Source organism: Caballeronia sp. AZ7_KS35, from assembly GCF_023631045.1.
GTDB lineage: Bacteria > Pseudomonadota > Gammaproteobacteria > Burkholderiales > Burkholderiaceae > Caballeronia > Caballeronia zhejiangensis.
The window spans coordinates 143,687-166,432 of record NZ_JALQDV010000047.1 but is presented as its reverse complement, the minus strand read 5'-3'; the positions used below and the strand labels follow the sequence as shown (position 1 = coordinate 166,432).

Genomic DNA, 22,746 nt, shown 5'->3' with positions numbered 1-22,746 from the left:
TAAAGTGATCGGCATTCGATCACCTTTCGCAACCGGAGCCGATATGATCCGCCCGACCCACGCCGCACTCGACCGCCCGATCTGGACCGCGCTGACCACGAAGCAGGCGCATCTCGGCCTCGGCGACACACTCGCGCGGCGTTTCCATCCGGATGTCACGCCGTTCGGGGCCATCGCCTCCGATACACCCGATGCCTGGCGCGCGCTGCACGCGCTGCTGCAACCCGGCGAACACGTCGCGATGCTCTCGGCGGGTGCGCTCGCGGACATCGGCGCATTGCACGCGGAGCGCGTCGGCACCATCCATCAGATGATCGCGACGTCGCGCTTCACGCAAAGCATCGACGACCGCGACGTGATCGCGCTCGGCGCTGCCGATATCGACGCCATGCTCGCGCTCGTGCAACGCACGAAACCCGGTCCGTTCGGCAGGCGCACGCGCGAAATGGGCCGCTACATCGGGATTCGCGAGCAAGGCGAACTCATCGCGATGGCGGGCGAGCGCATGGCCATCGACGGTCATGTGGAGATCAGCGCGGTGTGCGTCGATGAACGTTGCCGCGGACGCGGCCTGGCCGGACGGCTCATGAACATCCTGCGCAAGGAAATCGGCGAGCGCGGCGACACGCCGTTCCTGCATGTCTTCAGTCACAACGAAAGCGCCATCGCGCTGTATGAACGGCTCGGCTTCGAGCTGCGTCACGCGTTCACGTTGATGCGAATCAGCCGCCCGATGAAATAAGCATTCACTGCGGCGAATGCGCAGGTGCCCGCATTCCAGCGCAATGTCGTAATTCTTCTATCCGCGCGAGCCGGCTTTCGATGGAATACGGGACAGTCACGCGCTCCCACAGCAACCCGCTTCTCTCTTACATGGGTACCATCATGTTCAATCGCGCAGCCAGCACCGTTGAAAACGTCGATCCGGAACTCTGGGCGGCCATCACGAATGAAAACCGACGCCAGGAAGATCACATCGAGCTGATCGCGTCGGAGAACTACACGAGCCCGGCCGTGATGGCAGCGCAAGGCTCGCAGCTCACCAACAAGTACGCGGAAGGCTATCCGGGCAAGCGCTATTACGGCGGTTGCGAATATGTCGACGTGGTGGAGCAGCTCGCGATCGATCGCGTGAAGGAGCTTTTCGGCGCCGAAGCCGCGAACGTGCAGCCGAATTCCGGCTCGCAGGCCAATCAGGGCGTGTTCTTCGCGATGCTCAAGCCCGGCGACACCATCATGGGCCTGAGCCTCGCGCACGGCGGCCACCTTACGCACGGCTCGCCGGTCAACATGTCGGGCAAGTGGTTCAACGTCGTGAGCTACGGTCTCAACGAAGCCGAAGACATCGACTACGAAGCGGCCGAGCAACTCGCGAATGAACACAAGCCGAAGCTGATCGTCGCGGGCGCGTCGGCGTTTGCGCTGAAGATCGATTTCGAGCGTCTTTCGAAGATCGCGAAGAGCGTCGGCGCGTATCTGATGGTCGACATGGCGCACTATGCCGGCCTGATCGCGGCGGGCGTGTATCCCAATCCGGTGCCGCACGCCGATTTCGTCACGACGACCACGCACAAGAGCCTGCGCGGCCCGCGCGGCGGCGTCATTCTGATGAAGGCCGAGTTCGAGAAGCAGATCAACTCGGCCATTTTCCCGGGCATTCAAGGCGGTCCGCTGATGCATGTGATCGCCGCGAAGGCCGTCGCGTTCAAGGAAGCGCTGTCGCCGGAGTTCAAGGAATATCAGCAGCGCGTGGTCGACAACGCGCGCGTGCTGGCCGAAACGCTCGTGAAGCGCGGTCTGCGTATCGTCTCGGGCCGCACGGAAAGCCATGTGATGCTTGTCGATCTGCGCGCAAAGAAGATCACCGGCAAGGCAGCGGAAGCCGCGCTCGGCGCCGCGCACATCACGGTCAACAAGAACGCCATTCCGAACGATCCGGAGAAGCCGTTCGTCACGAGCGGCGTGCGCCTCGGCTCGCCCGCGATGACCACGCGCGGCTTCGGCACGAAGGAAGCGGAGATCGTGGGCAACCTGATCGCCGATGTGCTCGAAAGCCCGGAAGACGCGGGCAACCTCGAACGCGTTCGTCAGCAGGTCGCGGAATTGACCAAGCGCTTCCCCGTGTACGGCTGATCTGAACCGGTTATAGGCGTGATCGGCGGGCTTCGCTGTCTTCGTGCAGCGAAGCCCGCTTTCGCTTGACATCGACGTCTAGTTTATTGGACACTCCGTCCACTATGCTAGATACCGTCAAGCCTTCCGCTGAAGCCGACATCAACCAGCGCATCGCGGATCGCGTCCGCGAGTTGCGTGCCGCGCGCGGCTACACGCTGGACGCGCTCGCGGCGCGCTGCGGCGTGAGCCGCTCGATGATCTCGATGATCGAGCGCGGCGCGGCCAGCCCGACCGCCGTCGTGCTCGACAAGCTCGCGGCGGGCCTGGGCGTATCGCTCGCGAGCCTTTTCGGCGGGGAAGCGGAAGGCGCGCCCGCGCAACCGCTCGCGCGGCGCCGCCAGCAATTGAAATGGCGCGATACCGAATCCGGCTATACGCGCCGCAATCTATCGCCTGCGGGCTGGCCGTCGCCGTTTCAGCTCGTCGAAGTGGACTTTCCGCCGGGCGCGCGCGTCGCGTATGAAACCGGCGGACGCGAATCGAACATGCACCAGCAAGTCTGGGTGATGAGCGGACGCATCGACATCGTGATCGGCGACGAGCTTCACGCGCTTCAGCAAGGCGACTGCCTCGCGATGCGCCTCGACCGCCCGCTCATCTTCAGCAACCCGGCTTCGAAAGCGGCGCGCTACATTCTCGCCATCGGCGACGCGTCCGCGACCTGATTCATCTTCAGCCTGAACGGATATCGAATGAACACCACCGATCCGCACGACGACGTGCGCCTCATCGATTGCAACGAGGCCGAACACGCGCCGGCCATCCTCGACATACTGAACGAAGCCATCGTCAACTCGACCGCGCTGTACGACTACGTGCCGCGCCCAGCCGAAGCCATGTCGATGTGGTTCGCCGCGAAACGCGCGGGCGGCTTTCCCGTTGTCGGCGCCGTCGATGCGTCGGGCAAGCTCATGGGCTTTGCGAGCTGGGGCACGTTCCGCGCGTTTCCCGCCTACAAATACACCGTGGAGCACAGCGTCTATGTGCATCGCGATGGCCGTGGCCTCGGGCTCGGCGAGCGGCTGCTGCGCGAACTGATCCGGCGCGCGCGCGAAGCACAAGTGCATGTGCTCGTCGGCTGCGTCGATGCGACGAATGCGGGCAGCATCCGCCTGCATACGCGGCTCGGCTTCACGCATTCGGGAACGATCACCGAAGCCGGGTTCAAATTCGGCCGCTGGCTGGATGCGGCGTTCTATCAGCTCAAGCTCGAAACGCCCGTCGCGCCGGTCGACGGCTGACGCATAACATCAAGTAATGGAACGCGGAAAATAAAGCGCGTTGACGGTGTTTATGGGCGATCCAATACTTCGCTCATCGCCAACGCACTCTTTTTCGCGCCATGAATTCCGTCGACAGAATTTTTGCTCCCGCGGTCGATCTCGACGATCGCCTCGCCGATGCCGCCACCTGGGAACATGGCGGCAAGCTATGGCCGAGCGGCGAGCAACAGACGCTGACGTGCTGCCGCGTCGTCGACGAAACGCACGATATCAAGAGCTTCGAATTCCGCACCGCCGACGGCCTGCCCGTGCGGTTCGAACCGGGCCAGTTCATGACGGTGTCGGCGAAGGTGCAAGGGCAATCGGTCGAGCGTTGCTACACGATCTCCTCCGCACCGACGCGCCCGTTTTTGCTCTCGATAACGGTGAAGCGCGTGCCGGGCGGAACGATGTCCAACTGGCTGCACGACAACATGAAGCCCGGCAGCGAACTGCGTGCATACGGTCCTTCCGGCGCTTTCACGCCGAGCGTCGCGCCCGCGACGAAATCGCTGTTTCTGTCGGCGGGATCGGGCGTCACGCCGCTCATGTCGATGACGCGCGCGAGCATCGACCTTGGGCTGGATCGCGACATCGTGTTCATCCACAGCGCGCGTACGCCTGCGGATATCGTGTTCCGCGATGAACTCGCGCGATTCGCGAAGCTCTCGCCGGGCCTGCGCGTGTTCTTCGTGTGCGAAGGCATCGGCGACGAGACGCAGTGGCAAGGTCCGATCGGCCGTCTCAGCCTGCAATTGCTGTCGCAATGGGCGCCCGACTATCTGGAGCGCGAGGTCTTCACGTGCGGCCCGGCCGGCTACATGAGCGCGGTGCGGACGTTGCTTCGCGAAGGCGGTCACGATCCGGCGCGCTATCACCAGGAAAGCTTCGATATCGGTGCGGGCGTCGCGCCCGCGCCTTCGCCGAACGAAGCCGGCGTTGCGCAGGAAACCTTCACCGTGAAGCTGTCGCGCTCGTCGAAATCGTTCACGATGAACGCATCGCAAACGGTGCTGTCGGCGGCGAAGAAGGCGGGCGTCGCGGTGGCGTCATCGTGCAGTCAGGGCATGTGCGGGACGTGCAAGACCAAGGTGCTCGAAGGCACCGTCGACATGAATCACAACGGCGGCATTCGCGAAAGGGAAGTCCAGAAGGGATTTCGCCTGTTGTGCTGCAGCCGTCCGACTTCGGACCTCGTACTGGAACTGTGAGGAGACGCGCACATGGCGGTCGAAGACCCGGTGCGGACGATGCGCGATGTCAGAACCTATCGGCTCGCGCGCGTGCTTGCGCAATTGAAGCGACACGAATGTCCCGCGATCCTGCTGTACGACCCCGTCAATATCCGCTATGCGACGGACACGTCCAACATGCAGATATGGACCGCGCGCAATCCGTCGCGCTACATCATGGTGTTCGCGGATGGCCGCATCGTCGCGTGGGAGTTTCATAGCTGCGAGCACGTTTGGGACGGCATCGAGTTGAACGTCGAAATGCGCGGCGCGGTGAGCTGGATTTATTTCAGCGCGGGCCACGAAGCGGAAAGCCGCGCCGAAGTGTGGGCGAACGAAATCGTCGATGTGTTTCGCGCGCACGCGCGCGGCGACAGCCGGCTCGCGGTCGACCGGCTCGATCCGATCGGCTCGGCGCTGCTCGTCAATCGCGGCCTTACCTTGCTCGACGGTCAGGCGATGATGGAAGACGCCCGCGCGATCAAGTCGGCGGGCGAGCTCGTGCTGATCGGCGAATCGCTGCGCGCGTGCGAGGCCGGTATCGAACGGATGCGTCGCGAGCTTCGGCCCGGCATGACCGAGCAGGAGCTATGGGCGCATCTTCACTTCGAGAACATCCGTCACGGCGGCGAATGGATCGAGACGCGGCTGCTCGCGTCCGGCGAGCGCACCAATCCGTGGATGCGCGAATGTTCGTCGCGCGTGCTGCAAAACGGCGAACTGCTTGCCTTCGATACCGACATGGTCGGCCCGCACGGCTACTGCTCCGACATTTCGCGCACCTGGACGGTGGGCGACACGCGTCCATCCGACGAGCAACGCAAGCTGTACGAACTGGCTTATTCTCAGGTGCATTTCAACATGGACCTGCTGCGTCCGGGCATGACCTATCGCGAGTTCTCCGAGAAGGCGTGGAAGATTCCCGCGCCGTACGTGAAGAACCGGTATAGCTGCATCGCGCATGGCATCGGCATGGTCGATGAAGCGCCGGCCATCGCGCATCAGGTCGATTGGGACAGCGCGGGCTATGACGGCGTCTTCGAAACGGGGATGACGCTGTGCATCGAAAGCTATATCGGCGCGGAAGGCGGATGTCAGGGCGTGAAACTGGAGGAACAAGTGGTGCTTACGGAGCACGGCTGCGTGCCGCTCACGGCATGCAGCTTCGAGACCGACTGGTTGTGACGGAGAGCGCTTCATGAATCGTCGTGCGCAGAACGTGGCGGCTTACATCGCCATCGCGGAGAAGCTGTTTCAATCGGAGAAGCTGCCGGAAGCGGGACGTCGCGTCGCGGCGCGCGTGTTCGAGCGATTGCGGACGCCATCCGACGATGGCGCGCGGCATCGCACGCGCTATCCCGCATGCGAATGGCTCGACGCGACGCTCGCGCCTTTCATCGACGATGACACCGGCTTCGGCACCGCCGCGCGCGCGATCAAGGCGCTCGAACCCGATCTCGGCTGGTCGCGCCGATCATCGGGCCTGAACGGTAGCGACGGCTATATCGATGCACACGTGCACGGCATGATCTGCGGTCCCGGCGGCGCGGAGAGCCGTTATGACGTGCAACTGGGCTTTTCGCTGATGCTGCCGCATACGCGTTATCCGGATCACAGTCATCCGCCCGAGGAAGCTTATGTGCTGTTCACGCCGGGCGAGTTTCGGCAGAACGGCGGAGAATGGCGCGATCCGGGCATCGGCGGCGGGATTCATAACGTGCGGAATAATCCGCACGCGATGCGGTCGGGTGATGTGCCGTTTTTCGCGATCTGGTGTCTGTTGACGAGGGAGGGGGATTAGGCGGCTTTCGAAGCCCCGCCCAGCGGGGCTTCGCTCACCTCACTTCCCCGGCGTCAACACAACCCTGAACCGCGCCTTGCCGCTCATCATCCGTTCATACGCCTCGCCCGCGCGCGACAGCGGATATTCCTCGATCATCGGCTTCACGCCCGACAGCGCGCTGAACGCGAGCGTTTCCTGCGAGTCCGCCGCCGTGCCCGACGGCCAGCCCTGCACCGAGTTGCGCCCCATGATGAACTGCGTGATCGGCACCTCGACCGGCTCTTCCGATATCCCGACCATGATGAGCTTGCCGTTCAGCCCCAGCCCGCCGATGGTCGCGCTCATCGCCTTGCCGCTCGTCGCCGTCGCGAGTATCACGCGCGCGCCGCCGAGCGCCTTGAGCGCGTCGGCCACGTTCTGCGATTCGCTGTCGATGTAATGATGCGCGCCGAGTTGCTTCGCGAGCGGCGCCTTGTCCTGTCCGCGCGCGATGGCCACCGTCTGGAAGCCCATCTTGCGCGCGAACTGCACGCCCAGATGACCGAGCCCGCCGATGCCGAGCACCGCGACCACATCGCCCGCTCGCGCGCCGCTGTTGCGCAGCGCATTGAACGTGGTGATGCCCGCGCAAAGAAGCGGCGCGGCATCGACGTCGGAGAGATCGTCGGGCATACGCGCGAGCGCTTCCTGCGGCGCCACCATGTATTCCGCGTAGCCGCCGTCATAGCTGATGCCCGGCACCAGCGCGCGCTGGCAAAGCACGAAGTCGCCGTGCCGGCAATGCTCGCAATGGCCGCAATGCCCGCCGTGCCAGCCCACGCCGACGCGCTGACCCTTTTCCCATCCTTCGACGTCCGCGCCGAGCTTCTCGATCACGCCTGCGATCTCGTGTCCCGGCACACGCGGAAATTGCAGACCCGGCCAGAGTCCTTCGACGGTCAGCGAATCGCTGTGGCAGATCCCGCACGCCTGCACCTTGATGAGCACGTGTCCGGCGGGCGGTTCCGGCACATCGCGCTCGACGACTTCCAGCGGACCATTCGCTTTCGTTACCTGCACTGCCTGCATCGTTGGCATCGCTTGCTCCTTGTCATGGAGAAACACGCGCGGCGCACCTCGCGCGCCGCAATCGGATGAGACGGCCCGGTCAATCGCACTCCCGAGCGCATCGTCGAGAAACGTCGGAGATTGCGATTGTGACAGGGTTCCGCCCGATGCATCGGCCGCGCGTCCATGCGCGCGCTGAACGTGATGCGCCGCCTTTACGCCGAACGCAGCGGACGGAAGCCCGCGCGAACTTCATCCGTGAAGGCTTGCGGCTGCTCCCATGCCGCGAAATGCCCGCCTTTCGCCAGACGGTTGTAGTGAATCAGCTTCGGATACGCCTTCTCCGTCCAGCTTTGCGGCGCGGCATAGATCTCGTCCGGAAACACGCTCACCGCCACCGGAATCGCAACATGCTTCGGCGCGAAGAAGTTGAGCTTGTTTTCCCAGTACAGCCGCGCCGATGAAACGCCCGTGTTCGTCAGCCAATAAAGCGTGATGTTGTCGAGGATGTCGTCGCGCGTGAGACCCTCCGCCTGTCCGTCGAACACACGCGCGATAAGCGCCTGGCTCGCCGTGTCGTGATCGATCATCCATGCCGCGAGACCGATCGGCGAATCCTCGATGCCATACAGCGTCTGCGGCCGATTCGCCATTTCCTGCGCGTAGCCGAGGCCGTGTTTGTAGAAGTAATCGAGTTGATCGAACGCGTGCTTTTCATCGCCGGCCAAACCCGCGGGCGCGGGATTGCCGTACTTCAGCGCGTTGGCGATATCGTCCGGCACCGTCGCCGGCATGTTCGTGTGCATGCCGATCAGTTCCGGCGGCGCGATAAGCGCCATCTGCTCGGTCACCGCGTTGCCCCAGTCGCCGCCCTGCGCGACATAGCGCGTGTAGCCGAGCCGCTGCATCAGCGCGATCCATGCGCGCGCGATGCGCTGCGGGTCCCAGCCGGTCGTCGCCGGCTTGCCGGAAAATCCGTAGCCGGGCAGCGACGGAATCACGACATCGAACGCATCCGATGCATTGCCGCCATGCGCGGTCGGATTCGTCAGCGGATCGATGATCTTCAGTTGCTCGATGATCGAGCCGGGCCAGCCGTGCGTGACGATCATCGGCAACGCGTTCGCATGTTTCGAGCGAACGTTGATGAAGTGGATGTCGAGTCCGTCGATCTCGGTGACGAAGTTCGGCACCGCGTTGATCCGCGCTTCGACCTTGCGCCAGTCGTAAGCGGTCGACCAATGGCGCGCGAGTTGCTGCATCGTCGCGAGTTGCACGCCTTGTGAGGCATCGGCGACGGTTTCGCGTTCGGTCCAGCGCGTCGACTGCACGCGCCGCTTCAGATCGGCGAGTTGCGCATCCGTTGCGTGGACGCGAAGCGGGCGAATCGCGGTCTTGTCGCCGCTCTTCACTTGCATGATGTCCGCCGTGCTCTGGATCGAATCGGCGAATGCGACGCGGCTCAATGCGCTCGCCGCGATGCTCGCCGCCGCGACGCCGATGAAATGACGGCGCGAAGCCGTCCGGAGAGGAAGATCGTTCGACATGACAAGCTCCTGAATGCGTGTGCGAGGAGGAGCGATGTGTGCCGCAACGAATCAGAATCACTGAACCGCACTTGCAGGCCGCCGTTCGGCAAGCCTGGGATCGTCACCGCCTCGATGCGCCGCGAAGGGGTTTTCGCAGCAGGTGACGCGATTATGTGCATGTGCACACTCGACGTAAATGCAGCCGGGGTTACAACAGAATTGTCGGGCGGGTAAGAGTCCCGCCCGACATCGCTTATGAATCACCGCGCCACATTCGACGCCACACGCGCACCGTTCTGTCTGCGCCGATAACTCGTATCGCGCGATGTAAGCCAGTAATAAACCGGCGACGTCAGCAGCAATCCGACGATCCACGACAGATCCGCGCCGTCGAGATACTTGGGCACCGCGCCCGCATACATCGGCGTGTTCATGAACGGAATCTGCACGACGATACCGATCGCATAAGCGATCAACGCCTGCGGATTGAATCGTCCATAGATGCCGCCGTCTACCTGAAAGATCGACTGGATGTCGTACTTGCCTTTGTGGATCACATAGAAGTCGATGAGATTGATCGCGGTCCACGGCACCAGTACGACGAGCAGCGCAAGCACGAGATCGACGAGATTCGCGACGAAGTTCGTCGATGCGCCGATCGCGCCATAGCAGCACGCGACGAGAATCACGACCGACAACACGGCGCGCGCTTTCGCCGTCGGAATCCAGCGATACGCGAACGTCTGCAATGACGTGATCACCGCGAGCACCGCGCCATACAGGTTCAACGCGTTGTGGCTGATGACGCTCAACAGGAACAACACGAGCATCGGCAGGCCGAGCGGTCCGGTGGCGAGCTTCACGGCATCCATCGCGTCGGCGCCGGGCGGCACCGCGAGCACCGCGACCGCGCCGAACACGAAGGCGAGCGTCGAGCCGATCGTGCAGCCGAGATACGTCGCCCAGAACGTCGACGAGACGCGCACGGTCGCCGGCAAATAGCGCGAATAGTCGGACACGTAAGGCGCGAACGCGATCTGCCACAGCGCGGAAAGCGATACGGTCGCGAGCCAGCCGGCGAAGTTGAAGCCGCCGCGCGTGAGGAAATCGTCCGTCGAGACATGCGTGAGGATGTAGCCGAAGCCCACGCAAATGCCGATGCCGAGGACCCACGTCCCGATGCGGTTCAGGATATGAATGAACTTGTATCCGATGATGCCGATCAGTCCCGATCCCAGCGCGCCGATCACGATGCCCACGGGCACCGACACCGACGTCTCGATGCCATGCAGCGACTTCCCCGCGAGCACGATGTTCGACGCGAAGAAGCCCACGTACATCACGCCCGCGATGACGGTCACGAGCAACGCGCCCCACGATCCGAACTGCGCGCGGCTCTGGATCATCTGCGGAATGCCCATTTGCGGCCCTTGCGCGGAATGCAACGCCATCAGCACGCCGCCGACCGCCTGTCCGACGACGATCGCAACGATGCCCCACAGCAGGTTCAGATGAAAGATCTGCACGCCGAGCGCGCCCGTCACGATCGGCAAGGGCGCGATATTGCCGCCGAACCATAGCGTGAACAGGTCGCGCACTTTGCCGTGACGATCCTCGGGCGGCACATAGCCGATGGTGTGCTTCTCGATCAACGGAGAAGCGTTGCGTGGTGCACTAGTCAAAGTCGTCTCCAGTTTGTGCGCGGCAAAGCGATGCCCTGACGCGCATCGCGCCCGTATCGCCTGCGGCGTGTGAGAAATCAGGCTGTGGTCGAAAGATGATCGGCGAGGCGTATCAGCATCGCGTCGCAATCGTGGAGTTGTTCGAGGGTTACGTACTCATCGGGCTTGTGTCCCTGATCCATGCTGCCGGGACCGCATACGACAGTCGGAATGCCTGCCTGATCGAAGAGTCCGCCTTCCGTGCCGAACGCCACCGTGCCGAATTCCGACGATCCGCTCAAGAGCGCGACGAGACGCGCCGCTTCGCTTTCGGGCGATGTCGCGAGTCCGGGATACGCGGATAGCGCTTCGAGGCGAACGTCCGTCTCGGGTTCAATGGCGCGCATCTTCGGCAGCAGTTCGGCTTGTGCGTACGCCTGCAAATCCTTGGCGACCGTGCTCGCTTCGAAGCCGGGAAGCGCGCGCACTTCGAAGTCGAATTCGCATTCGGCCGGCACGATGTTGAGCGCACGACCGCCCTTGATGACGCCCGTCTGCACGGTCGAATACGGCGGATCGAAGCGCTCGTCGTGATGCTCGGGCTGCGCCAGCCGTTCGCCGATTTCTTCAAGCCGATTGATGAGGCGCGCTGCATATTGAATCGCGTTCACGCCATACGGCGCATAGGCGGAATGACAAGGCGCGCCTTTCACCTGACAACGCATCGCGAGCTTGCCCTTGTGACCGAGCACCGGCTTCAACGATGTCGGCTCGCCGATCAGACACAGAACGGGCTTGTGCGCGCGCTTCTCCAGTTGCGCGAGCATCGGCCGCACGCCGAGGCATCCGACTTCCTCGTCGTATGAAAACGCCAGATGCACGGGCAATCTCAGTTCGCGCTCGATCAACATCGGCACGGCGGCCAGCACCGACGCGAGAAAGCCCTTCATGTCGGCTGTGCCGCGGCCATAGAGCCGTCCATCTTTTTCCGTGAGACGGAATGGATCGACGGTCCACGGCTGGCCATCGACCGGCACGACATCCGTATGCCCCGAGAGCACGATGCCGCCGCGATCGCGCGGTCCGATCGTCGCGAACAGATTCGCCTTCGTGCGCTCCGCGTTGTCGAACAGCTCGCTTTCGATGTCGAACTGCGCGAGGTAATCGCGAACGAACTCGATCAGCGCGAGATTCGAATCGCGGCTGACGGTCGCGAAACTAATCAGCTTGTCGAGCAGATCGCGGCTCGTCGTGTCACTCATCGCCCGGCACTCCGTAGCTCGGCGCAGCGGTCGGGTTCAATGCGCGCGTCACGTAGTCCTGCATCTGCGGCTCGTACGCATGCCACAGGTCATCGAGCTTGCCGATGGGATCGTCATCGGCCCAGTCGACGCGCAGATCGACGAGCGGCCAGCTTTGCTCGCCCGCGATCTTCAGCGCAGCCGAATGCACCGGCCCCGCTTCGCCGCCCGCCGCGATCGCCGCATGCATCGCGGCAAGCAGACGATCCGCAAGCTGGCCCGATGCGTTCTCGAATGCGGGAATCATCGCTTCGATGACATGCACGCCCGCGAGCATGTTGCCCGCCGCGACGCATTGCCTGCCCGCGACCGCGTGATACGTGCCGAGCGCTTGCTTGCCGCTGAAGAACGCGGTGTGGCCTTGCGCATCGACGACCGTCACCTGCCGATACTCGCTCCATTCGTTCGCGCTCAACGCGCGTTCGAGTGCGGCGTTCGCATCGAGCTTGGCGCTTTCGATGTAATCGAGAATTTGCGGACCGAGCGCGGGCAGCGTGACGTTCTGCGTCGCGACGACGCCCACGCCCGCGCGCACCCACGGACAGCGCGCGCCCACCGCGATGCTCGACGAACTGATCGCGATGCCGAGCTGCCCGGTCTCTTCACATCGTCCGACGATCGAGAATGTCATGCGCGCTCCTGAGGCGGCGTCCATCCATCGGGGATGACGGCGATCACGTCGATCTCCATCAGCCATTCGGGTTGTCCGAGCGCGACGACGGTAAGGCCCGTCGAAATCGGAAACACGCCCTTCAGCCATTTGCCGACTTCGCGATACACCGGCTCGCGAAAGCGCACATCGGTGAGATAAGTCGTCGTCTTGACGATATGCGAGAGATCGCTGCCCGCTTCTTCGAGCAACTGCTTCACGTTCTTCATCGCCTGCTCGGCCTGCGCGCGCGGATCGCCGAGACCGACGAGATTGCCGTCGAAGTCCGTGCCGATCTGACCGCGCACATAAACGGTATTGCCCGCGCGAACGGCCTGGCAGAGGTCGTTATCGAGGGTCTGATTCGGGTACGTATCCTTCGTGTTGAACATGCGGATACGGGTATGCGTAGGTTGGCTCATCGAATGCACCTTGATTCCGGATAGTTTCTGATCAGTTGACGCCCATCTCGCTGACCTTGTGGACGCGCGATGCATCGGTCACGCCTTCTTCGCGCTTCGTCTCGACAGCACGTTGCGGCGCGTCGTAATATGCGAGGTATTTGCGCTGCGTGACGATGTGATCGGCGATATGTTTCGCGTCGTGCCACACGCCCCAGATGAACGCGGAGCCGCGCCGCGAAAGCCACGGCAAGCCGAGAAAATAGATGCCCGGTTCTTTGGCGACGCCACGTTGATGTTTCGGCTTGCCTTTGTCATCGAATGCATCGACTTGCAGCCAGTTGAAATCGACGGCATAACCGGTCGCCCAGATGATCGACGTAACACCCGCTTGCGCGAGATCGAGTTCGAGAAGCGGATGCGTCATGCATTCCGGGTCGGCGGGAATATGGCGCGCTTCGGGCTCCTCGGGCAGATCGAGGCCGTTGCGTTGCGCATAGGCATCGGCGGCATCGAGCAATGACAAATAGTTCTCGTCGCCGCGACGGATGTTATCCGCGAGATCGGCTTCGAAGCTCACGCGCGTATCGTCGAACGATTTCGTCAGACCGACGAGCGTGATGCCCTGATGCGCGAGGCGCCTGAAGTCCACCGTATGGCCGCCGCGCGCGCCGCTCACGGCAATGGTCACATGCTCGCGGCCCGGCTTCATCACTTCCGCGTCCCATTCGCCGAGCACGCCGAGCCACCAGCAGAAATCGCGTCCGCGATATCCGCGCGGCGGACGATCGTGCGCGCCGACCGACAGATACACGCGCCGGCCCGCGCGCTGCAATTCATCGGCGATCTGCACGCCCGACGATCCCGCGCCCACGACGAGCACGCCGCCTTCGGGCAGTTGCTGCGGATTGCGATAGTCGGCGGAATGGATCTGCGTGAGCTTTGCGGACGACGGCGCGATCGGCGGAATCACGGGGCGCTGAAACGGACCCGTCGCGACGACCACGCGATTCGCTTCGATGGTTCCGTCGGATGTATCGACGGTAAAGCCCGGCCGCCCCGCATTGCGCACGACCTTCTTCACTTCGACGCCGGTGCGAATGGGCGCATCGAATTTCTTCGCGTACTCGACGAAGTATTCCGCGACCTGATCTTTCGATGCGAAACCATTGGGGTCGAAATCCGCGAACTCGAGATTAGGGAAACGATCGTGCCATGCGGGACCATTGGCGACGAGCGAATCCCACCTGCCCGTGCGCCAGCGTTCGGCGATGCGATCGCGTTCGAGCACGAGATGCGGCACGCCGAGCTTGCTCAGGTGTTCGCTCATCGCGACGCCAGCCTGGCCCGCGCCGACCACGAGCGTGTCGATAGACGTTGTTTCCACTGTCATGACTATGTCCTTCTGAAAGGCCGTTGTATCCGTGATGTCTTCGTGAAAATCTACGCGTCCCGACCGAATCCGAAAAATATATTTAAAAAATGCACGGCATCGGATTTGGCTATGCAATGAATTTTGAGCACTTCACAATGCGGCTCATCGAAGCTCCATTTCCGGAATGTCATCGATGGAAAGCCATCCCTTGCGCTATTCGCTGCGGCAATTGCGCTACTTCGTGGTCGCTGCCGAAGCCTTGTCCTTCACCGCCGCCGCGAAAAAACTGCATATTTCGCAGCCGTCGATATCGACCGCCCTCGCCGATCTCGAAGCATCGTTCGGCGTGCAGCTATTCATTCGCCATCATGCGAGCGGTCTGTCGCTCACGCAGGCCGGCCGCGATCTGCTCGGGCAAGCGCGCAATCTGCTGAAGATCGCGGAAGAACTGCAAATGGCCGCGAAAGAAATGGATGGCGGCATGACCGGCTCCATCGCGCTCGGCTGTCTCGTGTCGCTCGCACCGCCTTTGATGCCGGGACTCATCAGCCGCTTCACGGCGGGGCACGCGGGCATTTCGTTTCGCACGGTCGAAGCGCATCAGGACGGCTTGTTGCGCGGCCTGCATGACGGTTCGCTCGATATCGCCCTCACCTATAGTCTGGACTTGACCGAAGACATCGCGTTCACGCCGCTGCTTTCGTTGCCGCCTTATGCGATCTTGCCGAAGACGCATCGGCTTGCGCGAGCGCGCAAGGTATCGCTCGCCGATTTGCAATCGGAGCCTTACGTGATGCTCGATCTGCCGCATAGCCGCGAGTATTTCGCCGCGCTCTTCGATGCGGTCGGCAGCCGTCCCGTGCCCGCGTTCCGGTCATCGCAACCGGAAGTCGTGCGCGGCATGGTGGCGAACGGCCTCGGCTATAGCATCCTCAACTTTCCGCTGAAGTCGAATCGCACGGTGGATGGCGAGGACTTCGTGATTAAGCGCTTCAAGGACAACGTCAACGCGACTACGTTAGGCATCGCGCAATCGCGCACAATGCGTCCGCGGCAAGTGGTGCATCGCTTCTCGTCGTTCTGCGAGAACTATATTAGGCGACTGCATATCGATACGTGAAGTTATCGGCGCTGCATAGATAAAAGCTTTGCTTTGTATCCGAAAACAATATTTTGGCTGGCAATTTGGCTTGATAGATTGATGTCCATGTCGAGCGCAATGCGGTCAAAGCCCGCGCCAGCGCGCTCTCACGAGTTGAGACAAGGAGGGCTTCATGATCGCAGTGGACACGCTCATCGACCAGTTACGGTCGAACTGCGAACGACCATTCAGCGATGCGCACGCCATGCCGCCTGGCGTCTATACATCGCCCGACTTCCTGTCACTCGAAGAGCGCGAGATCTTCGCGCATGAATGGCAATGCGTCGGCCGCGCGAGCGCGTTGAAGGAACCCGGCGATTACCTGACGGCGCAGATCGGCGCGCAGCCGATCGTCGTATTGCGCGACGAGCAGATGCAGCTCAAGGCGATGTCGAATGTGTGCCTGCATCGCATGTCGGTGCTGCTCGAAGGGCGCGGCAACAAGCGGCGCATCGTGTGCCCGTATCACGCGTGGAGTTATGGACTCGACGGCGAATTGAAGGGCGCGCCGCTCATGGACCGGCAAGAAGGCTTCTGCAAGGAAAGTTATAGGCTGCCCGCCGTGCGCTGCGAGGAATGGCAAGGCTGGATCTATGTGACGCTCGATGAAAGCGCGCCGCCCGTCGCAACGCAGCTAGCCGAACTGAGCGAATTGATCGGCGCGTATGGCATGACGGACTACATCGAAACTTTCTATGAAGAGCATGTGTGGGATACCAACTGGAAGATCCTCGCCGAAAACTTCATGGAAAGTTATCACTTGCCAATGCTGCATCGCGCGACCGTAGGGCCGCATTCGAAGCTCGAAGAGATGGAGTGTCCACCGGGTTATCCCGCGTTCAACTATCACTGGATCACGAAGGAAGCGAGCTTGCCCATTGGCAATGCTCATCCGGATAACCCGCGTTTAACGGGTCATTGGCGCAAGACGACCGCACTGCTCGCGATCTATCCGACGCATCTCGTCACGCTTACGCCCGGCTATTTCTGGTATCTCGTGTTGCAGCCGCGCGGCGTCGGGCAAGTGCATATCCGCTTCGGCGGCGGTCTCGCGCCTGAATTCATCGCCGACGCGGAAGCGAACGCGCATATGTCGACATTGAAGAAGCTGCTCGACGAAGTGAACGCGGAAGACAGGCGCGGCGTGGAAGCGGTGTTTCGCGGCGTGCATGCGCCGCTCGCGAAGCCCGGAAATCTGAGCCACCTTGAACGGCCCAATTTCGACTTTGCGCGCTATATCGCGACGAAGCTCGCACAGCACTGAAAGACAGGACACGAACACGATGTCAGCCCCTTCCTTCATCTCCTTCTCCGGCGTGAGCAAATCGTATGACGGCGCCCATTACGTCGTGGAGGATTTGAACCTCGACGTGCGCAAGGGAGAATTTCTTTCGCTGCTCGGTCCGTCCGGCTCGGGTAAAACGACGACGCTGATGATGCTCGCGGGCTTCGAAACGCCGACGCAAGGCGAGATTCGTCTCGATGGCAGGCGTCTCGACGACAAGCCGCCGCATCAGCGCGACATCGGCATGGTCTTTCAGAACTACGCGCTCTTTCCGCATCTGACGATCGCGGAGAACGTCGCCTTTCCGCTTTCCGTGCGACGCGTGAGCCGCGCCGAGCAGAAGACGCGCGTGAAGCGCGCGCTGGAGATGATCGAGTTGCCCCATCTCGCGAGCCGGCGACCCTCACAGCTTTCCGGCGGGCAGCAGCAGCGCGTCGCGCTCGCACGCGCGCTCGTGTTCGAACCGAGCGTCGTGCTGATGGACGAGCCGCTCGGCGCACTCGACAAGCGCCTGCGCGAAACGATGCAATACGAAATCATGCGGCTGCACCGCGAGCTTTCGCTGACGATCGTCTACGTGACGCACGATCAGGCCGAAGCGCTGACGATGTCGGACCGGGTCGCCGTCTTTTCCGATGGCCGCATCCAGCAGGCCGCGACGCCGAGCGAGCTTTACGAGAACGCGCAGAACGCGTTCGTTGCGAACTTCGTCGGCGAGAACAACGGGCTCACGGGGCGCGTCGCCAGTGCGAACGGCGAATGGGCGACGCTGGCGTTATCGGACGGCAGCGTCATTCGCGGACGTTGCGAGCACGGCCTGCGCGCCGGCGATGAAGCGATGCTCGCGCTGCGCCCCGAACGCGCGCACATTCCCGGCACGGAAGACGCGCACGCGGACGAGCACAGCAACGTCGTGCGCGCACGCGTCGAGGAGCTCGTGTACTGCGGCGATCATCATCGCGTGCATCTGAAGCTCGGCTCGCGCGATTCCATCGTCGTCAAAGTGCCCAATACCCAGCGTCACGCATTGCCCTGCGCAGGCAGCACGATCGATATCGCGTGGCGTCACGACGACTGCAAGATTCTCGCGATGATGGCGCCAAAAAACGCGCCCGCGATTGCCCCGAGCACACCGCCCTCACCTTCTCTCATCCCGACCGCACCCGCAGGAGCCAACTGACATGCGCAATCACATCAAAGCACAATGCGCCGCACTCGCAGTATTTGCATTTGCAACTATCTCGACACAGGCGGCGGAGACACTCTCCGTCGTGACGTTCGGCGGCGCGTTCGAAGCCGCCGCCAAGAAAGCCTGGTTCGAACCGTTCACGCAGGCAACGGGCGTGAACTTCTCGACCGAATCGTATGACGGCGGCCTCGCCAAGCTCTCCGCGATGGAGCAGGCGAAGAACACGACGTGGGATCTCATCGATCTGGAAACCAACGACGCGATCACCGCATGCGATGAAGGCCTGCTGCAGAAGTTCGACAAGAAGATGCTCGGCAAGACGAGCGACTTCATCCCCGGCTCGATCAGCGATTGCGCGGTTGCGAGCATGGTGTGGTCCACGGTCTATGCCTATGACGCTAGCAAGCTGAAGACCGCGCCGACCACTGTCAACGACTTCTTCGATTTGCAGAAATACCCCGGCAAGCGCGGCCTGCGCAAGTCGCCGAAGGTGTCGATGGAATGGGCGCTGATCGCCGATGGCGTCGACCCGAAAGATGTCTACAAGGTGCTCGGCACGCCCGCCGGCGTCGATCGCGCGTTCAAGAAGCTCGACACGATCAAGAAGAACATCGTGTGGTGGGAATCTGGCGCGCAGGCGCCGCAACTGCTCGCCGATGGCGCGGTCGTGATGGTGCAGGCCTACAACGGCCGCATCGACGACGCCGCGAAGAAAGACAACAAGCCGTTCAAGGCCGTGTGGGACGCGCAAGTCTACGACTTCGAGTGGTGGGCTATTCCGACGGGCGCGAAGCACGCCGATACCGCGGCGAAGTTCATCGTGTCGCAAGCGCAGCCGAAGGCATCGGCGGATCTCTCGAAGTACATCGCGTATGCGCCGCCGCGTAAGGATGCGGTCGCGCTCGTCGACAAGCAGCGACTCGCCGACATGCCGACCGCGCCGGATAACTTCAAGCGCGCGGTGCAGATCAACGCGAACTTTTGGGCCGACAACGCAGATCAGATCAACAAGCGCTTCCAGGTCTGGCTCACGCAATAACGCTGTTCATGGATGAGAGTAACGACATGCCTGCATCGATTCACGCGCACGCCGCCGGTTCTCCGACGAGAGCCGATGGCCGCGCCTCGTATCAAAGAGCGCGCCGCCGCGCATCGGTGCAGGCGTTGTTGCTTGCCTTGCCGCTGATCGTGTTTTTGCTGTCGACGTTCATCGCGCCAATCGCGATGCTGCTTGCGCGCAGTGTCGAGAACAAGGAGGTGCCGGACAGCATGCCGGCGCTCACTCGTGCTCTCGATGCCTGGGACGGCCGCGGCGTGCCCGATGAACATCTGTTCGCGCTGCTCGCCTCGGGCCTGAAGGATGCGCAACAGAACGGGCAACTCGGCACCGTCGCGCGCAGGCTCAACTTCGCGCAGCCCGAGTTTCGCAGCTTGCTGATGCGGACCGCGCGCAGCGTGCGCGAGGAGACGCCGCCCGCGTGGAAGCCGGTTTTGATCGACATGGATGAACGTTGGAACTCGCCGGAGATCTGGCGTCTGTTGAAACGCGCGGCCACGTCGCCGACGCCGGACTATCTGCTTGCCGCCGTCGATGCGCAAGTGACGCCGCAAGGCAACGTCGCGTTCGTGGCGGATAACTCGTCGGTGTATCGACAGGCGTTTCTGCGCACGATATCGATCAGCGCGTCCGTCACGCTGCTGTGCCTCGTGCTCGGTTATCCGGTCGCATGGCTGCTCGCGAATCTGCCGACGCAAAGCAGCAACCGCCTAATGCTTTTCGTGATCGTGCCGTTCTGGACGTCGCTGCTCGTACGCACGACTGCGTGGTATGTGTTGCTGCAGCCGGGCGGTGTCATCAATGGCCTCTTGACGGGACTCGGTCTCGCGACGCATCCGCTGCCGCTCATCTTCAATCGCACGGGCGTGTTGATCGGCATGACGCATGTGTTGCTGCCGTACATGATTCTGGCGATCTTCTCGGTGATGAAAGGCGTGTCGCCGGTCTATCTGCGCGCGGCGCAATCGCTCGGCGCGCATCCGTTCACCGCGTTCGTGCGCGTGTACATACCGCAGACGTTGCCGGGTGTCGGCGCGGGATGCTTTCTCGTTTTCGTGCTCGCGCTCGGCTACTACATCACGCCCGCGCTGCTCGGCGGCGCGGGCGATGAAATGATCAGCCAGCTCATCGCGCTGCAGACGAATACGCAGCTCAATTGGGGGCTTGCGGGCGCGCTCTCGGCGTACCTCGTGATCTTCACCGCGATCTTCTATTTCCTGTTCAACCGCATCGTCGGCATCGACCGGTTGCGCTTCGGTTAAGGGCCATTCTTCCATGACGGAATCACGCAACAGGGTGCTGACCGAACGCATCGCTTCCCGATGGGTGCGCGTGCATACCGCGCTCGTGCTGTTCTTTCTCGTCGCGCCGATTCTGGCGATCATCCCTTTGTCGTTCAATTCGGGATCCTACTTTTCTTATCCGTTGCAGGGGTTTTCGTTGCGCTGGTATGAGCAGGCGCTCACGAGTCCCGACTGGCAGCGCTCGCTTTTGAACAGCATCGGCATTGGTGCGGCGTCGACGTTGATCGCGACGTGTCTCGGCACGCTTGCAGCGCTCGGCCTTTCGCGTTCGCAGTTTCCGCTGCGCTCGGTCATCATGCCGATCATCATTTCGCCGATGATCGTGCCGATTGTCGTTGTCGCGGCCGGCTTCTATCTGATCTTTGCGCCGCTCGGGCTCGTCAACTCTTATCCCGGTGTGATCTTCGCGCATGCGGCGCTTGGCACGCCCTTTGTCGTGATTACCGTGACGGCGTCGTTGTTGTCCTTCGATCAAAGTCTCTTGCGTGCTGCGTCGGGGCTCGGGGCGACGCCGTGGATCGCCTTCCGGCGCGTGACCTTGCCGCTCATTACGCCGGCTGTGGCTACCGGCAGCGTGTTCGCGTTTGCTACTTCGTTCGATGAAGTTATCGTCATTCTCTTTATCGGCGGGCCGGATCAGCGAACCGTGCCGCGGCAGATGTGGAGCGGTATTCGCGATTCCATCGATCCTTCCATTCTTGCTGTTGCTACGATGCTGATCGTGTTTGCTGTTCTGCTCTTTGCCAGCATCAATTGGTTGCGGGGGCGGGCTAGTCGGGCTCTTGTTTGAAGTTTGAATCGCCCTCTGTTCGCCGTGCTTTCGCTTTCGCCGGATCCCGCTTTCGCGTCGGTCTATTGGCACTGCCCCTGTGCGGGGCGGCACTCACTTTCTTTGCTGCTGCAAAGAAAGTAAGCAAAGAAAGCAGCTACTGATGCCCGCGGTCACACGCAATTTGGGTAGTTCTCTCGTCCGTCGTGGGCTGCCTAAAGAGTGCCCTCAAACACCTAATCGGGCTCGGCTCGCGCACGGTCTGCCACATCGCACCACATAACAAACGGGTTCAGCACCAAATAGCTCCGGCCCGCTTCGCGGCCGACCGGTCAATCGGGTCCGCGCGTGCTTCTCTACTAACGTCTCCATCTCACTGCAATCGCCGCCCCCTTGGTTTCCCTTGCATAGCCGGCGGCAGCGCGTAGCGCTGTGCCGAAGCTCTTTCGGGCTGAACCAGTGTCCTTGGAAAACTAGCTCGTCAGACCGTGCGCGATCCAAGCCCCGTTATTGTGATGAGGGCACTCTTTAGGCGAGTGCCATCCGCGACGAGAGAATTACCCAACGTGCGTGTGACCGCGGGCCTGAAAAGCTGCTTTCTTTGGTTGCTTTCTTTGCACAGGACCAGAGTAAGCACTAAAGCGCTAACTCTGGTCGACGGCAAAGAAGGTGACTGCCGCCCCGCACAGGGGCAGTGCCAATAGATCACTAAGAAAACGGGATCCAGCGACAGAACCAAAAACAGCTTAAGCCAACGCCTCGGCCGCACGCCGCGGCAACATCCGATCAAACTCGCGCTTAACGATGCCATAGCACTCACAAGCCCGCTCCTCGAGTCCCGCACGATCGAGAATTTTGATACACCCACGGCTGTGATGAATCAGCCCCGCATCGTGCAGCTTGCCAGCCGCCTCCGTCACACCTTCACGGCGCACGCCGAGCATATCGGCGATCATCTGCTGCGTCACACGCAGTTGATCCGACGGCGTGCGATCCGTCTGAATCAGCAACCAACGGCACAGTTGCTTCGACAGCGAGTGATGACGATTACACGCGGCCGTCTGCGCCACTTGCGTCAGCAGGGCTTGCATGTACAGCAACATCACGCGGCGCAGAAAGTCGGAACGGCCGAAGTGCTCACGCAACGCACCCGCGCTCATGCGATACGCAAAGCCCGCACATTGCACCTGCACGCGCGTCGGCATCGTGTCGCCGCCCGTCAGCACCGGAACCCCCGACATTCCCTCACGTCCCACCGCCGCGACTTCAACGGAACCGCCGTCTTCCATCGTATGCAGCAGCGAAATGATCGCCGTGGTCGGGAAATACACGTGATGAATGCGCTGCCCGGAATCGCACAACAACTGCTCCGTGCGCAACTGGACCAGCTCGAGATGCGGTGCGATAGCCTGCCATTCCTGCGCCGGAAGCGCGCCCAACAGATGATTGCCGTGCAGATCGGATTGAAGTGTCAACATTTTTCTTAGTCTCGTGCGTTTGCGCTTCGCGCTTTTGATTTCTTCTGGCTCGCAACAGGATTCGCGCATGCGTCTGATGGCATACATCGAACCTGTTGCGTCCAGCCC

Annotated in this window: 21 protein-coding genes; 13 read left to right on the top strand and 8 right to left on the bottom strand. The window is 62.2% G+C overall.

Translation table 11 applies throughout. The features are described 5' to 3' along the window. The first annotated feature begins 43 nt into the window (after positions 1 to 43). The 7 genes from NCT05_RS29560 to NCT05_RS29530 all read left to right on the top strand — a co-directional run bounded on the left by NCT05_RS29560 (position 44) and on the right by NCT05_RS29530 (position 6,470). On the top strand, positions 44 to 742 hold the full coding sequence (locus NCT05_RS29560; RefSeq protein ID WP_250503824.1) for a GNAT family N-acetyltransferase: 699 nt from the start codon (positions 44 to 46) through the stop codon (positions 740 to 742). A 143-nt stretch (positions 743 to 885) separates the two neighbouring features. Continuing rightward, positions 886 to 2,133: a serine hydroxymethyltransferase gene (gene glyA / locus NCT05_RS29555; protein WP_008346246.1), complete on the top strand. Its 1,248-nt coding sequence runs from the start codon at positions 886 to 888 to the stop codon at positions 2,131 to 2,133. A 104-nt stretch (positions 2,134 to 2,237) separates the two neighbouring features. Further along, positions 2,238 to 2,840, top strand: a complete 603-nt coding sequence (locus tag NCT05_RS29550; RefSeq protein WP_250503823.1) for a helix-turn-helix domain-containing protein — start codon at positions 2,238 to 2,240, stop codon at positions 2,838 to 2,840. A gap of 27 nt (positions 2,841 to 2,867) precedes the next feature. After that, a complete protein-coding gene (locus tag NCT05_RS29545) occupies positions 2,868 to 3,416 on the top strand; it encodes a GNAT family N-acetyltransferase (protein WP_250503822.1) in 549 nt (182 codons plus the stop codon). A gap of 101 nt (positions 3,417 to 3,517) precedes the next feature. Next, on the top strand, positions 3,518 to 4,648 hold the full coding sequence (locus NCT05_RS29540; protein WP_250503821.1) for an FAD-binding oxidoreductase: 1,131 nt from the start codon (positions 3,518 to 3,520) through the stop codon (positions 4,646 to 4,648). 12 nt (positions 4,649 to 4,660) lie between these two features. After that, positions 4,661 to 5,854 (top strand): M24 family metallopeptidase, encoded by a 1,194-nt coding sequence (locus NCT05_RS29535; protein ID WP_250437557.1) that lies wholly within the window; start codon positions 4,661 to 4,663, stop codon positions 5,852 to 5,854. Between the two features lie 13 nt (positions 5,855 to 5,867). Beyond that, positions 5,868 to 6,470, top strand: a complete 603-nt coding sequence (locus tag NCT05_RS29530; RefSeq protein ID WP_008346237.1) for a dimethylsulfoniopropionate lyase — start codon at positions 5,868 to 5,870, stop codon at positions 6,468 to 6,470. A gap of 39 nt (positions 6,471 to 6,509) precedes the next feature. On the opposite strand, the gene NCT05_RS29525 is transcribed toward NCT05_RS29530, so the two are convergent. The 7 genes from NCT05_RS29525 to NCT05_RS29495 form a co-directional block, all read right to left on the bottom strand. After that, positions 6,510 to 7,529, bottom strand: a complete 1,020-nt coding sequence (locus NCT05_RS29525) for an alcohol dehydrogenase (RefSeq protein ID WP_008346234.1) — start codon at positions 7,527 to 7,529, stop codon at positions 6,510 to 6,512. A 185-nt stretch (positions 7,530 to 7,714) separates the two neighbouring features. Further along, a complete protein-coding gene (locus NCT05_RS29520; protein WP_250503820.1) occupies positions 7,715 to 9,046 on the bottom strand; it encodes an epoxide hydrolase family protein in 1,332 nt (443 codons plus the stop codon). Positions 9,047 to 9,288: 242 nt separating this feature from the next. Next, a complete protein-coding gene (locus NCT05_RS29515) occupies positions 9,289 to 10,710 on the bottom strand; it encodes a purine-cytosine permease family protein (protein ID WP_250503819.1) in 1,422 nt (473 codons plus the stop codon). Positions 10,711 to 10,787: 77 nt separating this feature from the next. Then, positions 10,788 to 11,951, bottom strand: coding sequence for an acetylornithine deacetylase (gene argE / locus NCT05_RS29510; RefSeq protein WP_250503818.1), 1,164 nt, complete (start codon positions 11,949 to 11,951; stop codon positions 10,788 to 10,790). Beyond that, entirely contained in the window at positions 11,944 to 12,621 is a 678-nt protein-coding gene (locus NCT05_RS29505) for a DUF1028 domain-containing protein (RefSeq protein WP_008346226.1), read from the bottom strand. The genes argE and NCT05_RS29505 overlap by 8 nt, the downstream gene beginning before the upstream one ends. Next, complete coding sequence (locus NCT05_RS29500; protein ID WP_008346225.1) at positions 12,618 to 13,061, bottom strand: RidA family protein; 444 nt, start codon at positions 13,059 to 13,061, stop codon at positions 12,618 to 12,620. The genes NCT05_RS29505 and NCT05_RS29500 overlap by 4 nt, the downstream gene beginning before the upstream one ends. Positions 13,062 to 13,092: 31 nt before the next feature. Further along, a complete protein-coding gene (locus NCT05_RS29495; RefSeq protein WP_008346223.1) occupies positions 13,093 to 14,433 on the bottom strand; it encodes a flavin-containing monooxygenase in 1,341 nt (446 codons plus the stop codon). Positions 14,434 to 14,608: 175 nt separating this feature from the next. Here NCT05_RS29495 and NCT05_RS29490 point away from each other — a divergent pair, with 175 nt between their 5' ends. The 6 genes from NCT05_RS29490 (at position 14,609) to NCT05_RS29465 (ending at position 21,181) form a co-directional block, all read left to right on the top strand. Further along, a complete protein-coding gene (locus NCT05_RS29490) occupies positions 14,609 to 15,535 on the top strand; it encodes a LysR family transcriptional regulator (protein WP_008346221.1) in 927 nt (308 codons plus the stop codon). 154 nt (positions 15,536 to 15,689) lie between these two features. Then, positions 15,690 to 16,820, top strand: coding sequence for an aromatic ring-hydroxylating oxygenase subunit alpha (locus tag NCT05_RS29485; RefSeq protein WP_008346220.1), 1,131 nt, complete (start codon positions 15,690 to 15,692; stop codon positions 16,818 to 16,820). 19 nt (positions 16,821 to 16,839) lie between these two features. After that, on the top strand, positions 16,840 to 18,021 hold the full coding sequence (locus tag NCT05_RS29480; protein WP_250479372.1) for an ABC transporter ATP-binding protein: 1,182 nt from the start codon (positions 16,840 to 16,842) through the stop codon (positions 18,019 to 18,021). Position 18,022: 1 nt separating this feature from the next. Continuing rightward, positions 18,023 to 19,069 carry an ABC transporter substrate-binding protein gene (locus NCT05_RS29475; RefSeq protein WP_250441637.1) on the top strand — a complete coding sequence of 349 codons (1,047 nt, stop codon included), beginning with the start codon at positions 18,023 to 18,025 and terminating at the stop codon, positions 19,067 to 19,069. A 26-nt stretch (positions 19,070 to 19,095) separates the two neighbouring features. Then, positions 19,096 to 20,349, top strand: coding sequence for an ABC transporter permease (locus NCT05_RS29470; protein WP_008346215.1), 1,254 nt, complete (start codon positions 19,096 to 19,098; stop codon positions 20,347 to 20,349). Between the two features lie 13 nt (positions 20,350 to 20,362). Beyond that, complete coding sequence (locus NCT05_RS29465; protein WP_008346213.1) at positions 20,363 to 21,181, top strand: ABC transporter permease; 819 nt, start codon at positions 20,363 to 20,365, stop codon at positions 21,179 to 21,181. Between the two features lie 725 nt (positions 21,182 to 21,906). Here the strand turns inward: NCT05_RS29465 and NCT05_RS29460 are convergent. Next, entirely contained in the window at positions 21,907 to 22,638 is a 732-nt protein-coding gene (locus NCT05_RS29460; protein WP_008346211.1) for a Crp/Fnr family transcriptional regulator, read from the bottom strand. Positions 22,639 to 22,746 lie beyond the last annotated feature (108 nt).